Source organism: Flavobacterium bizetiae, assembly GCF_024271895.1.
GTDB lineage: Bacteria > Bacteroidota > Bacteroidia > Flavobacteriales > Flavobacteriaceae > Flavobacterium > Flavobacterium bizetiae.
Genome location: NZ_CP091861.1, coordinates 2656472 through 2671678 on the forward strand (window position 1 = coordinate 2656472; position 15207 = coordinate 2671678).

Genomic DNA, 15207 nt, shown 5'->3' on the forward strand with positions numbered 1-15207 from the left:
GAATTATGTCTCAGAAAGTTTGAGAACCAATATTTTGGAGTGTAATAAGCTGTTTTATAACAAGCATTAAAAAATTTGTTCATAATAAAAGCCTGAAACGTTTCGTTATAAACGGTATAAAATGATACATTTGAATACTAAATATAATTAAAATGCGTAAACTTTCCTGGTTCTTTTTATTACCAATTATCCTTTTTTCGACCATAGTTTCGGCACAAAAATCAGCTATTTATACTTACGATTTAAAGGAATTTGACAAAGCACTGGCTTTATATAATGACAAACAATATGCCTCGGCACAACTTATTTTCGAACATGTAAAAAACAATGCTACCACCGAAGAAGTTCAGTCAGATTGTGCTTATTATATCGCCAATTGTGCCATTAGAACCAACAAAGCGAATGCTGATGCTTTGATGGAAAAATTCGTTACCGATTATCCAACAAGTACCAAACAAAATCAGGCTTATATCGAGGTTGCTCAGTATTTCTTCGAACAAGGGAATTATCCAAAAGCATTGTTATGGTTTGATAAAGTGGATGAAAGTTACATGAGCAAATCAGACTCGGATAAGTTTAATTTCCAGAAAGGTTATGCTTATTTTAATGCTAAAAAGAAAAAAGAAGCAACTACTTATTTTAATAAAGTGGTGAATTCTCCTGAATTTGGTTCTCAGGCCAAATATTATTTGGGTTTCATGGCGTATGAAGGTGATGATTATAAAGAAGCTACCAAGTATTTTGATGAAGTTTCAGGCGAAGAAAAGTACAAAGAGAAACTTTCGTACTATCAGGCTGATATGAACTTTAAATTAGGAAATTTTCAAAAAGCGATCGATTTAGGACAAAAAGCGATGTCTAAATCAAATGAGCTTGAAAAATCAGAACTAAATAAAATCATCGGCGAAAGCTATTTCAATCTAAAACAATACGACAAAGCGATTCCGTTTTTAGAGCAATATGCAGGTAAAAAAGGAAAGTGGAATAATACAGATTTCTACCAATTAGGTTATGCATATTATGAGAGAAAAGATTATGAAAAAGCGATTTCTCAATTCAATAAAATCATTGAAGGAAAAGATTTCGTAGCACAAAATGCGTATTACCATTTAGGTTTAAGTTATTTGAATACGGGCAAAAAACAAGAAGCTTTAAACGCTTTTAAAAATGCATCTGAAATGGATTTTAATGCACAAATTCAGGAAGATGCCGCTTTAAATTATGCTAAAGTGAGTTATGATATCGGAAACGCTTATCAGACTGTTCCGGCAATTTTGCTTGATTTCCTTAAAAAATATCCAAACAATTCAAGCAGATCTGAAGTAGAAAAATTATTGGTTGATTCTTATATTTCGACTAAAAACTACAAAGAAGCGTTGACTTTACTAGAGAAAAACAGATCGGCAGAAAACAAAGCAGCGTACCAAAAAGTACTTTTTTACAGAGGTTTAGAATTGTATAATGAGTCAAATTATCAGGAAGCAGGAAAAATGTTTAAAAGTGCCATCAGCGAACAAAAAACACCTGAATTTACAGCACGTGCTACTTTCTGGAAAGCAGAAACTGAATATGTTACGGCAGATTTTCAGAACGCATTGTTGAGCTACAAACAATTTGCGGGATTGGCTGCGGCAAAAACAACCGACGAATATAAAAACATCAATTATAATATTGGATACACGTATTTTAAACTGAAAGAATACGATCAGGCAGGAAATTCATTTCAGGCACAAATCGATAATTCAAAAGAAGATAAAGTTCGATTGAACGATTCTTATTTGCGTTTAGGAGATTGTCGTTTTGTAAATTCAAAATACACTGCTGCCAATGAAGCTTACGCAAAAGCAATCGAAGCAAGAGGTGTTGATGCTGATTATGCTCAGTTTCAAAAAGCGATTTCTTACGGATTCATGTCTAAAAATGATAAGAAAATCGATGAGTTGAATAATTTTCTTCAGATGTACAAAAAATCAGAGTATCGTGACGATGCTTTGTATGAATTAGGAAATACTTATGCAGCGGAGAAAAAGAACGATCAGGCGCTTAAAACGTACGATCAGTTAATTTCTGAATATAAAAACGGAGCCTTTACTTCAAAATCAATTTTAAAACAAGGTTTGATTTATTACAACTCAGATCGTGATGCTTTGGCATTGACTAAATTCAAAAAAGTAGCGGCAGAATTCCCTAAAACTCCTGAGGCTTTAGAAGCAGTTTCGACCGCAAGATTGATTTATGTAGATTCAGGAAAAGTAGACGAATATGCTACCTGGGTTCGTACTTTAGATTTCGTTGCCGTTACAGATGCGGAACTGGATAATGATACTTATGATGCTGCATTTAAACAATACAGCCAAAATAACAGCAAACTGGCTATTACCGGTTTTACAGGCTATATCAATAAATTTCAAACAGGATTACATTCATTAGAAGCTAATTTTTATCTGGCACAATTGTATTATGCAGAAGGTTCAGAAACAAAATCAGTGGCGAATTATCAATATGTAATCGATCAGCCAAGAAGTGAGTTTACAGAACAGTCGTTAATGAAATTAGCGCAGATTTACTTAAAAGCAAAAGATTGCGATAAGTCGATTCCGGTCTTGAAACGTTTAGACGATGAAGCTGATTCTTCTCAGAATAAAAGTTTTGCTCAGGCGAATCTGATGAAATGTTACTACGACAAAAAAGATTACGATAACTCGGTTGTATACGCAGACAAAGTATTGCAAAATGCAAAAGCCGATGCTAACGTAAAAGCCGATGCACAAATTATCGTAGCACGTGCAGCAATGCAAACGGGTAATGAAGATAAAGCAAAAGCAGCTTACGCGAAATTATCAGCAACATCAAAAGGAGAGTTAGCGGCAGAAGCGTTGTATTATGATGCCTATTTTAAAACGAAAGAAGGCAAGTTTGATGCATCAAATGTTTCGGTTCAGAAATTGGCTAAAAACTATTCGGCTTACAAATATTACGGAGCGAAGAGTTTGGTTTTAATGGCGAAAAACTTCTACGGATTAAAAGACAGTTATCAGGCGACTTATATTTTAGATAACGTAATCAACAATTTTACCGATTATCCGGATGTTGTTGAAGAAGCTAAAAAAGAATTAAGCGCTATAAAATTAGAAGAGTCTAAGACAAATTCTTCGATTAATAAATAGTTTTTATTGGTGAAAAGTAAAATGTTTTCTGTAAAAAGAAGCATAGTGAAAAACACATTTTACATCTCACAAAACACATTTTACAAGTTATGAGTTTACCCTTTTATATAGTTGACGTTTTTGCTGATAAAAAATATGCCGGAAATCAATTGGCGGTTTTTTTGGATGCGGGAAATTTAAGTTCGGCAGAAATGCAGCAAATTGCGCGTGAAATTAATTTTGCCGAAAGCACTTTTATCACCAAACTTGATACAGAAAATAATAAAGCCGAGATCAAGATATTTACACCCTCTCAGGAAATGCAATTTGCGGGACATCCGATAATTGGAACTTCATGGGTTTTGATGAATAAAGTATTTGATAATGCTCCGGAGAGTATAAAATTAAATGTTCCGATTGGGCCAATTTCAGTTCATCAGTCTGAAAGTTTGATTTGGTTAAAAGCCGCTCAGCCTAAGTTTTGGGATATTTTTGCGAAAGAAGATTTTACAGTATTTAGTAATCTGAAAAGTCATGATTTTGAAAACCAATTTCCAATTCAGGAAGTAACAACCGGAAGTGCTTTTGTAATGGTGGGATTAAGCAGTAAAAGAGCTTTAGAGAATTTAGTTTTAGACAAAGACAAAACAGAAAACTGGCTTAAAAAGAATTGCAAAACAGCGCATCAGGCTTTGTATTTTTATTATTTAGAAGGTTCAAAATTGTTTAGCCGAATGTTGTGTATCGAACACAATCAATTGGTAGAAGATGCAGCAACAGGAAGCGCAAGTACTTGTTTGCAAGCTTTTCTATTAAAATATCATAAACCTGAAATTGACTTGATTAATTATCAGGGAGATTACATCAACCGTCCGTCGCAAATTTATTTTAAAGGAAGTTTAAAAGATAATGACTTTGATATTCAAATAGGAGGAAAAGCTCAGTTTGTAGCCAAAGGTGATTGGGAAGCTTAGTTTAGAGATAATAGAAAATAGAATAAAGAGAATAGAATATAGATTTTAGAATAAAGAACAAAGAGTTTGAGCAGGATAAAGAGGATTTAGGATAGTCTATTTTCTATATTCTTTACTCTATACTCTTAAAAAGAAGAAATATGAGAATTAATTGCCAGAATAAAATCATCATTTTACTAGTATTGTTTGTTGTCCAGGTTTCGTTTGCTCAAAAGAAAAAAGAGGAAACAATTGGTACTGAAACAGTAAATGTGGTAAAACCCTATTCGCCAACAATTTCAGATGCCTTTAAAGTAAAGGAAACGCCTTCGCTTGACGATACCGGAAATCAGCCAAAAGAAACTATTAAATACAGTATTTTGTCGGTTCCTGTGGCTTCGACTTTTACGCCATCTAAAGGAAAAGCCGAAGGTGTTGAAAAATCAAAAAGAGAAAAATTATTTAATAATTACGCGACTTTAGGAGTTGGAAATTATGGAACTCTAAATGCTGAATTGTTCGTAAATCAGGATTTAGGAAACAACGATTATGTAGCGGGAATGTTTCGTCATCACTCTTCGCAGGGCGGAATTAAGGATGTAGATTTAAATGATGAGTTTTATGATACTGCATTAAATGTTGGTTACGGCGTAAACAATCGTGATATGTCATGGAACGTTGATTTAGGATATCAAAATCAGATTTATAACTGGTACGGTTTACCGGCTGATTTTGGATCGACTTTAGCAGGACAGACGCGCGATGATTTAATTAGAGGAATCAATCCAAATCACTCTTATAATACCATTTCGTTAGGCGGAAATATCGAATTTAATGAAGGGATTTTTAGTAAAATATCTACTAAATTCACCCATTTCTCAGACAGTTTCTCTTCTTCAGAAAATCGTTTTTATGTAAAGCCTTCTTTCAAGGTAGAGGTAATGGATCAATCGATAAACACAAATATTATTGTGGATCACGTAAGCGGATCTTTCGAACATAATTATGCACGTGATAATACAAGTCCGTTAAAATACAGTTTGACAAATTTTGGGATCGAACCAAGTTTTGTAATTCTTGAAAACGACTGGACACTTGAGTTAGGAGCTGGATTGTTCTATGGTTTAGATTCTGAAAACAGCGGAAACAAGTTTTTTATCTATCCAAAAGTAAATGCTTCTTATAAATTAGTAGGTGATTTAATGATTTTTTACACGGGAGTAAATGGTAGTTTAGAGCAAAACTCATACGCTGATTTTGTGAATGATAATCCGTTTTTATCTCCAACATTAAATATGCGTCCAACAAGTAATCAGTATACTGTTTTTGCAGGTTTAAAAGGTAAATTGGCAAACAATATCAATTATAACTTAACAGGTTCTTATTTAAACGAAAAAGATAAAGCATTGTACAAAGGCAATGATTATACAGAAGATTTCTCCAACCAGAATTATGCTTTTGGAAACTCGTTTGGAGTAGTTTATGATGATGTGAGAACCTTCCGTTTCTACGGAGAATTAAAAGCTGATTTTTCAAGAAATGTTTCTTTTGGAATCAACGGAACTTTCAATAGCTACAAATACGATGGCGTAGAAGCATGGAATTTACCTTCTATGAAAATAAGTTCGAATCTTGATGTAAACATTACGAAACAATGGTATGCAGGTTTAAATGTTTTCTTTGTAGGAGAACGTAAAGACATGCAGTCGAACTTAGATTTAGGAACTGATCCTGTTATTACAACACTAAAAAGCTATTTTGATGCCAACGCGCATTTAGGATACAAATACAACGAACGTTTAACTTGTTTCTTAAAACTGAATAATATTGGAAATCAGGCTTACGAAAAATGGCTTAATTATCCTGTACAAGGATTTCAGGTGTTAGTTGGAGCAAATTATAAATTCGATTTTTAAGGTTTTTTAACCGCAAAGCGCTCAAAGTTTTTTTCTTTACGCGTTACACATAAAACACAAAGTTCGCAAAGCTAGTTCAATATAAAGCTTTGCGAACTTTGTGTTTTTAAGAAATCTTCTACATATAAAATCTTTGTGTTCTTTGTGGGAAAATTTTAGGTTCCGGATAGAAAAATAACCGCAATCCCGATAGCTATCGGGAGCAAGGATTTTTTTCTTGTGTTATATAGATAAACGATAAAGTTCGCAAAGTTAGTTCAACACAAAGCTTTGCGAACTTTGTGTTTTTTTTAAACCTTTTAAGTATGAAATCTTTGCGCCCTTTGCGGTTAAATTATAGGTTCCAAATAAAAAAAAATAACCGCAAAGTTTTTTTCTCTTGTGTTTTTTGAAAATATTCTAAGCAGAAAATCTTTACCTGCTCTTAAGTAAAATTAAATTGTTATGGAATTCGTTAAATTGGTAGAATTACTTCGCAATAACTATCAGAAACAAAGTTTTTCGAATGACTTTTAAGCTATACATTCCTGAATTAATTTAAATATTTCTGAACTTGTAACTCATGCTTTTTTGGTCGATCTTTGTGTTATTCCCGAACTTAGGGATTGAATAATCGAGTACATAACCTCACGCGCTTAACATTTTTATTTAGACTTTAATATAAAAAAAACTTAGCGCCCTTTGCGGTTAGATAAGTTGAATAAATTAAAATGTTTAGAATGGAAATTAAATTAAGACAAGAAACGGAACAAGATCACAAAAGTGTTTTTCAGGTAATACAAAAAGCTTTTGAAAATGAAGAATACAGTGATCATAAAGAACAATTTTTGGTAGAGAGATTAAGAAAGTCAAATACTTTTATTCCGGAATTATCGATTGTTGCCGAAGTGGATAATAAAATTGTGGGACATATTTTATTAACGAAACTTGAAATCGAAAATGATATAAATACCTATGAATCTTTAGCATTGGCTCCGGTTTCAGTTTTGCCTGAATTTCAAGGAAAAGGAGTGGGGTCAAAATTAATTTTGCACAGTCACGAAGTGGCCAAAGAATTAGGTTATAAGTCAATTATATTATTGGGGCATGAAAAATATTATCCAAGATTTGGATATGAGTTAACCAATAAATACGGAATCGAAATGCCTTTTGATGTTCCTGCAGAAAATTGCATGGTGGCCGTTTTAGTAAAAAATGGATTATCAGGAGTGAGAGGAAAAGTGATTTATCCCGATGCTTTTTTCGAATAATAAATTACACAAAGAAGAAAAACCTTTGCACCTTTGTAACTTAGAACCTCAGTACCTTAAAAAAAAATGGAATTCAAACAAAAAATACATTCACATTACCTTCAAATGGTTCAGGACCGAATCGACGTTTTTAGAGACATGATTTCGGCTTTGACCGAAGATTCTAAAAACGACGCAAAAGGTTCTGCCGGAGATAAGCACGAAACTGCTTTGTCGATGATGCATATCGAGCAGGAAAAACTCACCAATAAACTAAAAGAAGCGATAACCCAAAAAGCGGTTTTAGATAAAATAGATCCCACAAAAACAACTGAAAACATCATTTCAGGAAGTTTGGTAAAAGCCAACGGAATTTATTTGTATGTAAGTGTGGCGCTTCCTAAAATTACTATTGATGGTATAAATGTTATTGCACTTTCTCCTCAATCTCCGCTTGGTTCGCATTTGATGGGAAATAAAGTTGGATTTCAATTTGAAATAAATAAGACGCATTATATGATTGAAAGTGTTTTGTAGATAGATTATTGTTTATAAGACCTTTGTCAAAGTTTCAAAATTTGACAAAGGTTTGCGGGCTAAACACACAATCTTGTCAGACTGACCAAAGTCAAAGTCATGTAGAAATTCCGTATCGTAAACCCGACAGGTTTTTAAAACCTGTCGGGTTTATTGCGTTTAGAAAAATCGCCAGTCTTAGTCGAGTTTCTAGTGTGATTTCTCCTTACGTTGAAATGACAAGATTGACAAAAACAATAATTCTTCGACTATTTTCTTTCTTCTCTTTGTGAATATTTCAATGATTCTGAAATATCATAAAATTTAATTCAAAGATCTCTTTAAAACCTTGTGATTTGTGCTTTGTTTGAGCCTGAAATTGAAATTTTCAAGTTTGAACCTTTTTTTAGTGTTAAAATTTTACATTTTACATGTAAAATTAAAATTATGGTTTAAAATTATAACTGAAATGCGTATTTGTGTTTTTCAATCGTAACCGTTAACGCATCTTTGCCTTATCAAAATAAAAATTACAATTAAAAATATAGAATTATGTGTGGAATCGTATGTGCCTTTGATCTAAAACAAAAAGCCGAAACCTTAAGACCTCAAGTATTAGAAATGTCTAAAATCATTCGTCACCGTGGACCAGACTGGAGCGGAATTTACAGCAATGATAAAGCAATTCTTTCTCACGAGCGTTTGGCGATTGTAGATCCAGCTTCAGGAAAACAACCTTTATTTACAGAAGATAAAAAATTGGTTTTGGCTGCAAATGGTGAGATTTACAACCACAGAGAATTGCGTAAACAATTTGAAGGAAAATATAACTTTCAGACAGAAAGTGATTGCGAAGTTATTCTGGCACTTTACAAAGAAAAAGGACCTCATTTTGTAGATGAAATGAACGGAATCTTCGGATTTGCAATCTATGATGTAGAGAAAGATGAGTATTTTATTGCTCGTGACCATATGGGGATTATTCCATTATACATTGGTTGGGATCAACACGGAACTTTCTACGTTGCTTCTGAATTGAAAGCTTTAGAAGGATATTGTACAAAAATCGAATTGTTTCCTCCAGGACATTATATGACAAGCAAAGACGGCGAATTTGTACAATGGTACAAAAGAGACTGGACAGATTATGATGCAGTAAAAGACAACGAAACTAGTATTCCAGCGATTAAAGAAGCACTAGAAGCTGCGGTTCACAGACAATTGATGAGTGATGTTCCTTACGGAGTTTTACTTTCAGGAGGTTTAGATTCTTCTATTACTTCGGCTGTAGCCAAAAAATTTGCTCAAAAACGTATTGAGTCAGATGATACAACAGATGCTTGGTACCCGCAATTGCACTCTTTCTCAGTAGGATTAGATGGTTCTCCTGATTTAGCAGCAGCTCAGGTGGTAGCAAAACATATCGGAACAATTCACCATGAAATCAAATTTACGATTCAGGAAGGTTTAGATGCAGTTCGTGATGTAATTTACAACTTAGAAACGTACGATGTAACTACGGTTAGAGCATCAACTCCAATGTGGCTAATGGCGAGAGTTATTAAATCAATGGGAATTAAAATGGTATTGTCAGGTGAAGGTGCAGATGAGTTGTTTGGAGGATATTTATATTTCCATAAAGCACCAAACGCTAGAGAATTTCACGAAGAAAACGTTCGTAAGTTAGGTAAATTACATATGTACGATTGTTTACGTGCCAACAAAAGTTTGGCAGCATGGGGAATCGAAGGTCGTGTACCGTTCTTAGACAAAGAATTTATGGATGTTGCGATGCGCATCAACCCACAAGATAAAATGATCAACAAAGAACACCCGATGGAAAAATGGGTTGTTCGTAAAGCTTTTGAAGACATGTTGCCGGAAAGTGTAGCATGGAGACAAAAAGAACAATTTTCTGATGGAGTAGGATACAGCTGGATCGATACTTTGAAAGAAGTGGTAGCCAAAGAAGTTTCAGACGAGCAATTGGCAAATGCGAAATACAAATTTCCGTTACAAACGCCAACTTCTAAAGAAGAGTATTACTACCGTTCAATTTTCGCAGAACATTTCCCAAGTGATGCAGCAGCATTATGTGTGCCTCAGGAAGCAAGTGTAGCTTGTAGTACAAAAATTGCATTAGAGTGGGATGAAGCTTTCAAAAACATGAACGATCCTTCAGGAAGAGCGGTTGCAAGTGTGCATGATGATGCTTACGCGAAAGCATAAAAAAGGAATTTTTAGAATTAGTATATATTATATTTCCGAAAGACGTTCTCAATCCTGAGAGCGTTTTTCTTGTCTTATAATGTTAAATTCTGTTATTTCAGTGACTTAAAATTATTTTTCAATAATTATTTAAGTTTCTTTTCTATATTTGGCATTAGCCAAAACAATGTTAAAATCGCTTATATTGTAGCGATATAAATACAAAAAAAGCTAAAACTGTAATTTTGTTTTAGCTGAAAATTAGAGGATTATAAAAAGGTTTTATATTGGGCTTACCTCTTTTAGTTGTGAGTAAAACTTAAAAGAAATAAAAAAATAGAATAGTATGTCTGGATTATTGGCTGTTATAGGTAAAGGAAAAGACCCGCAACTCGTAAAAGAGCTTTCTACAAGAATGTCGCATCGTGGTCCTGATGAAAGTGATTTGCATATTATGGAAAATGGAAGTATCATTTGCCATGAAAGTTTATCGATTATTGATCTTAAATCGGGTAAACAACCCATTCAGGGAACTAACAAGGCCTGGATGGTGCATGATGGAGAAATTTATAACTATCAGGAATTAAAAGATACTGTTTTAAAAAACCATACTTTTAGAACAAAATCAGACTCTGAAGTCATCGTGCATTTGTACGAAGAATTTGGATATAAGTTTTGTAATATGCTTGATGGCGATTTTGCTTTTGTAATTATCGATGGTGATAATTATATTGCAGCAAGAGATGCTGTTGGTGTTAAACCTTTATATTACGGACTTGACGAAAGAGGAAGAATTTATTTTTCTTCAGAAATGAAATCAATCGCAGATCAGTGTAAATCATTTTCTACATTTCCTCCGGGACATTATTATACCGGAAAAACAGGTTTCGTAAAATATTATAACCCGGAATACGAAGATCATTCTAATGCAAATAAAGCGTTAGATTTTGCTTTGGTACGTGAATCCTTAATCGAAGCAACCCGTAAACGTTTGTTAAGCGAAGTTCCTGTTGGTGTGATATTATCAGGAGGTTTAGATACTTCGTTGATTTCGTCAATTGCTTCGGGATTATTAAAAGATAGTGGCAAAAAGTTACCTTCTTTTTCTATTGGTTTAGATGCCGATTCGCCGGATAATATTATGGCTAGAAAAGCAGCTGAATTTTTAGGTACAGATCATCACGAAATACATTTTACGGTAGAAGAAGGTGTTGCTGTTTTAGAAAAAGTAATTTACCATATTGAGACCTATGATATTATTTCGGTAAGATCTAGTGTGCCAATGTATCTATTATCTAAGGCAATAGCAGATCAGGGAGTAAAAGTAATTCTTTCCGCTGAAGGCGCTGATGAGATTTTTGGAGGGCATTTGTATTTTAGAAATGCACCTTCTGCAGAAGAATTTCAGGATGAAACCATCGAAAGAGTTCAAAAGCTATTTACAGCTGATTTATTGCGTGCCGATAAAACAACAATGGCACACGGACTAGAAGCCAGAATTCCGTTTTTAGACAAAGATTTTTTAGATGTTGCTATTCGTGTTAAAACCGAAGAAAAACAGCCTAAAACATACGATGGTGTCGAAAAATACATTTTAAGAAAAGCATTCGATACTCCAGAACATCCGTATTTGCCAGCTGAGATTTTATGGAGACAAAAAGAACAGTTTTCTGATGGAGTAGGATACAGTTGGATTGATGAATTGATTGAATATTGTGCAACTCAGGTTTCAGATGAACAATTGGCCGGAGCAAGTGCTGAATTTCCGTATAATTCACCAACAACAAAAGAAGCGTATCTTTACAGATCAATTTTTCATAAATTTTATCCGCAAGTTAGTGCTGCGCAAACAGTACGAAAATGGATTCCGAAATGGCAGGAAAATCAGGATCCGAGTGGAAGAGCTAATGCTGCACACTTAAAAGGAAATTTCGAAAGCGTAAAATCTGGAGTAGAGGTTTAGCTTTTTAAATGTCAATTAATAAATTCCAAATTCCAATTTGGATTAAAATAATATAAAATCCGAAACAGCATTATAAGTGTTGGTTTCGGATTTTTTTTGTGCGTAAATTTAGCTATTACGGTTTGCCGTAAATTACTAAAAGTAAGTTAATATTGATGTATTGTGTTTAGGAAAAAAACTATATTTGGTTACCAAAAATTAACTAATCCTTTAACTGTAATCTATGAGAAACTTATTATTAAGCAGCGTCTTATGCTGCTCTCTTGTTTCATTTTCTTCAGTTTATGCACAAAAAAAGACTGAAACCCCAAAGTACATCAAAAATGTCGAAGGCGTAAAAGAATATTCGCTGAATAACGGCTTGAAAGTACTGTTTATTCCCGATGCTTCTCAAAGCAACATGGTCGTGAATATTGTTTATAATGTAGGTTCAAGAAATGAAGGTTATGGTGAAAAAGGGATGGCGCACTTGCTGGAACACATGCTTTTTAAAAGTACCAAAAATTTAGGAGATATTAAAAAAATGCTTTCTGATAAAGGCGGAAATGCAAACGGAACAACCTGGTTAGACCGAACAAATTATTATGAAGTTTTTCCTTCGAATGATGAAAATCTAAAATGGAGTATTGAAATGGAAGCTGATCGAATGATCAACGCGACTATTTTACAAACCGATCTCGATAAAGAATTCTCTGTAGTTAGAAACGAATTCGAAATTGGCGAAAATAATCCGGATGGAGTTTTGCAGGAAAGAATTTTGTCTTCGGCTTATGTATGGCACAATTACGGAAGAAGTACCATTGGTAGTAAAGAAGATATTGAGCGTGTAAAAGCTAAGACACTAAGGGTTTTTTATGAGAAATATTACCAGCCTGATAATTCAACTTTAATAATTGCCGGAAAGTTTGATGAGAAAAAAGCGCTGCAATATGTGGGGCAATATTTTGGAGCAATTCCAAAACCTAAAAGAACGCTGGATAAAACCTATACGATCGAACCGGCTCAGGACGGAGAAAAATATGTTGAATTAAACAGAGCAGGAGATAGTAAAAACATTGGTGCCTTGTATCATACCGCTGCTTATGTAGATAAAGATTATGCTGCGCTTGATGCTTTAGGAGAGATTTTAACAGCTGATCCTTCAGGTTATTTATATAAAACATTGGTAGAGACCCAAAAAGTATCGAGTATTTATTTTTGGCAGCCAACAACCAGAGATGCTAGTTTCATGTATTTTGGAGTTGCGGTTCCAAACGATAAAGATGTTAAGGCTACAAAAGATATTGTAAGATCTGAACTGGATAAAATAGGATCGACTAAATACACCGATGAAGATGTTAGCAGAGCCAAAGCAAAAATTATCAAACAAATTGAAGGTATAAAAAACAATACAATTTCATTTGCTATAAATCTTACTGAGATTATTGGCGCGGGAGATTACAGATTAGGATTTTTATACAGAGATGCTGTCGAAAACCTAACAAAAGAAGATATACAAAGAGTTGCTGAAAAGTATTTTAGAAGCAATAACAGAACAGTTGGAGTTTTTATTCCGTCTAAAGACGAGCAAAGAGTAAAACCGGCAGAATATACAGATGAGCAATTACTGGCTTTAACCAAAGATTACAAAGGAAAAGCTTTAGAGAAAGAAGCAGCTGCTTTTGAAGCTTCTATCAAAAACTTAAAGCAAAATTTTGTAGAAGGTAAATTGAGCAATGGTACAAAATATGGCCTGATCAAAAAAGAAATAAAAGGCGGAAAGGTTCAGGCTAGTTTTCAGTTTCCTGTAAGTAACGAAAAGGATTTAACCGGAAAATCAGATACTGGAGGAATTTTGGCTCAGTTGTTAAAAACAGGAACGAAAACAAGAACTAAAGAACAAATCAGCGATCGCTTAGATCAATTAAAATCAAGTATTTATTTTAATTTTACAAGACAAACTTTATCAGTAAATATTAGTACTTACAAAGAGAATTTTAAAGAAGTAATGGAGATTTTAAACGATTTACTGACAAATTCTACTTTTCCGGAAAATGAATTGACAAAGACAATCAGTGAATACAACACTTATTTAGAGGCAAATCTTAATGATCCGCAATCAGTTGCTTTTACGGAACTTTCAAGACAAACGACAAATTACCCTAAAGGAAGTATTTTTTATACACCAACGCTTCAGGAACAAATAGATGCATTTAAAAAAATCAAGCAAACTGAAATTGTAGATTTTTATAAAAATATTCTGGGAGGAAATAATGGAGTTGGAAGTGTAGTAGGAGATTTAGACGAAAAATCTACAGCTGAGATTTTAGAAAATACCTTTGGGAAATGGAATTCAAAATCAAACTATGAATTAGCTAAACCTACTTATTTTGAAACAAAAGTATCAGATAAGGATTTTATAACTCCGGATAAAGAAAATGCAGTAGCGCTTGGTAGAATTGGTTTTAAAATGACAAGAAGCAGTACAGATTACCCTGCATTTGTAATGGCTAATGAAATATTAGGAAGCGGAGGATTTTTGAGTGCAAGAATTCCGATGAGATTGAGAGAAAAAGAAGGGATAAGTTACGGAGCAGGTTCTTTTATTGATGTGCCTGTTACAAGTGATGTTGCTTCATGGTCGTATTATGCTTTCTTAAATCCGACTAAAAAGAATGCTGTTGAAACCGCTACAAAAGAGGAAATTGCAAAAGCATTAAAAGATGGTTTTACAGCTGATGAGCTAAAAGCAAACCTGGTGAGTTGGCAAAATGAAAGAAAAACAAGATTGGGTAGTGATGATACTTTAATGAATCTTGTAAACACTTATTTGCAATACGGAATTCCATTAGAAGATTATGATACATTAGAAACTAAAGTAAAAGCGTTAAAAGTCGAAGAAGTAAATACAGTTTTAAGAAAGTATTTAAGTCTGGATAAAATGACTTCAGTTTACGCAGGAGATTTTAATAAGAAATAATAAATTATAAAATTCCAATTTTTTAAATTCCAAATTCCAATCTAATTTGGAGTGAATCATAGAATCCGAAATAACATTAAAATTGTTATTTCGGATTTTTTTTGCCTGATCTGAAGTTTTTGGAATTTGGAATTTATTTATTGAGATTTTACTTTTATAAAGTTTTAAAATTGGGATTTGGAATTTGAAAAATTGGGAATTATTTAATTAAGTGACTAATTTTTGGAATTTGGAATTTATTTTTTGCTTTTTCAGACAATTGTGTTAATAACTTAAGCGCTTTAAATGGTATTTTAACGGATATATAATTTGCGTTT

At 33.5% G+C, this 15207-nt stretch carries 8 protein-coding genes; all 8 read left to right on the forward strand.

The features are described 5' to 3' along the window. The first annotated feature begins 152 nt into the window (after nucleotides 1–152). Nucleotides 153–3167, forward strand: coding sequence for a tetratricopeptide repeat protein (locus L0669_RS11545; protein ID WP_263763627.1), 3015 nt, complete (start codon nucleotides 153–155; stop codon nucleotides 3165–3167). Nucleotides 3168–3256: 89 nt separating this feature from the next. After that, a complete protein-coding gene (locus L0669_RS11550) occupies nucleotides 3257–4120 on the forward strand; it encodes a PhzF family phenazine biosynthesis protein (protein ID WP_263763630.1) in 864 nt (287 codons plus the stop codon). Nucleotides 4121–4260: 140 nt separating this feature from the next. Further along, the gene (locus L0669_RS11555; RefSeq protein WP_263763632.1) at nucleotides 4261–6015 is read left to right on the forward strand and encodes a TonB-dependent receptor; all 1755 of its coding nucleotides are present in this window, start codon (nucleotides 4261–4263) and stop codon (nucleotides 6013–6015) included. A 719-nt stretch (nucleotides 6016–6734) separates the two neighbouring features. Beyond that, complete coding sequence (locus L0669_RS11560) at nucleotides 6735–7265, forward strand: GNAT family N-acetyltransferase (RefSeq protein WP_263763634.1); 531 nt, start codon at nucleotides 6735–6737, stop codon at nucleotides 7263–7265. A 66-nt stretch (nucleotides 7266–7331) separates the two neighbouring features. Then, entirely contained in the window at nucleotides 7332–7781 is a 450-nt protein-coding gene (locus L0669_RS11565; RefSeq protein WP_263763636.1) for a hypothetical protein, read from the forward strand. 531 nt (nucleotides 7782–8312) lie between these two features. After that, nucleotides 8313–9989 (forward strand): asparagine synthase B, encoded by a 1677-nt coding sequence (asnB, locus tag L0669_RS11570; protein ID WP_173972458.1) that lies wholly within the window; start codon nucleotides 8313–8315, stop codon nucleotides 9987–9989. A 325-nt stretch (nucleotides 9990–10314) separates the two neighbouring features. After that, a complete protein-coding gene (gene asnB, locus L0669_RS11575; protein ID WP_263763638.1) occupies nucleotides 10315–11931 on the forward strand; it encodes an asparagine synthase B in 1617 nt (538 codons plus the stop codon). A 223-nt stretch (nucleotides 11932–12154) separates the two neighbouring features. Then, nucleotides 12155–14890, forward strand: coding sequence for a M16 family metallopeptidase (locus L0669_RS11580; protein WP_263763640.1), 2736 nt, complete (start codon nucleotides 12155–12157; stop codon nucleotides 14888–14890). The last annotated feature ends 317 nt before the right edge of the window (nucleotides 14891–15207 follow it).

What these genes read in the sequence shown, in the direction of transcription:
- asnB (WP_173972458.1), top strand. Translation starts at nt 8,313, where the DNA reads ATGTGTGGAATCGTATGTGCCTTTGATCTAAAACAAAAAGCCGAAACC.
- L0669_RS11555 (WP_263763632.1), top strand. Translation starts at nt 4,261, where the DNA reads ATGAGAATTAATTGCCAGAATAAAATCATCATTTTACTAGTATTGTTT.
- L0669_RS11550 (WP_263763630.1), top strand. Translation starts at nt 3,257, where the DNA reads ATGAGTTTACCCTTTTATATAGTTGACGTTTTTGCTGATAAAAAATAT.
- L0669_RS11545 (WP_263763627.1), top strand. Translation starts at nt 153, where the DNA reads ATGCGTAAACTTTCCTGGTTCTTTTTATTACCAATTATCCTTTTTTCG.
- L0669_RS11565 (WP_263763636.1), top strand. Translation starts at nt 7,332, where the DNA reads ATGGAATTCAAACAAAAAATACATTCACATTACCTTCAAATGGTTCAG.
- L0669_RS11580 (WP_263763640.1), top strand. Translation starts at nt 12,155, where the DNA reads ATGAGAAACTTATTATTAAGCAGCGTCTTATGCTGCTCTCTTGTTTCA.
- L0669_RS11560 (WP_263763634.1), top strand. Translation starts at nt 6,735, where the DNA reads ATGGAAATTAAATTAAGACAAGAAACGGAACAAGATCACAAAAGTGTT.
- asnB (WP_263763638.1), top strand. Translation starts at nt 10,315, where the DNA reads ATGTCTGGATTATTGGCTGTTATAGGTAAAGGAAAAGACCCGCAACTC.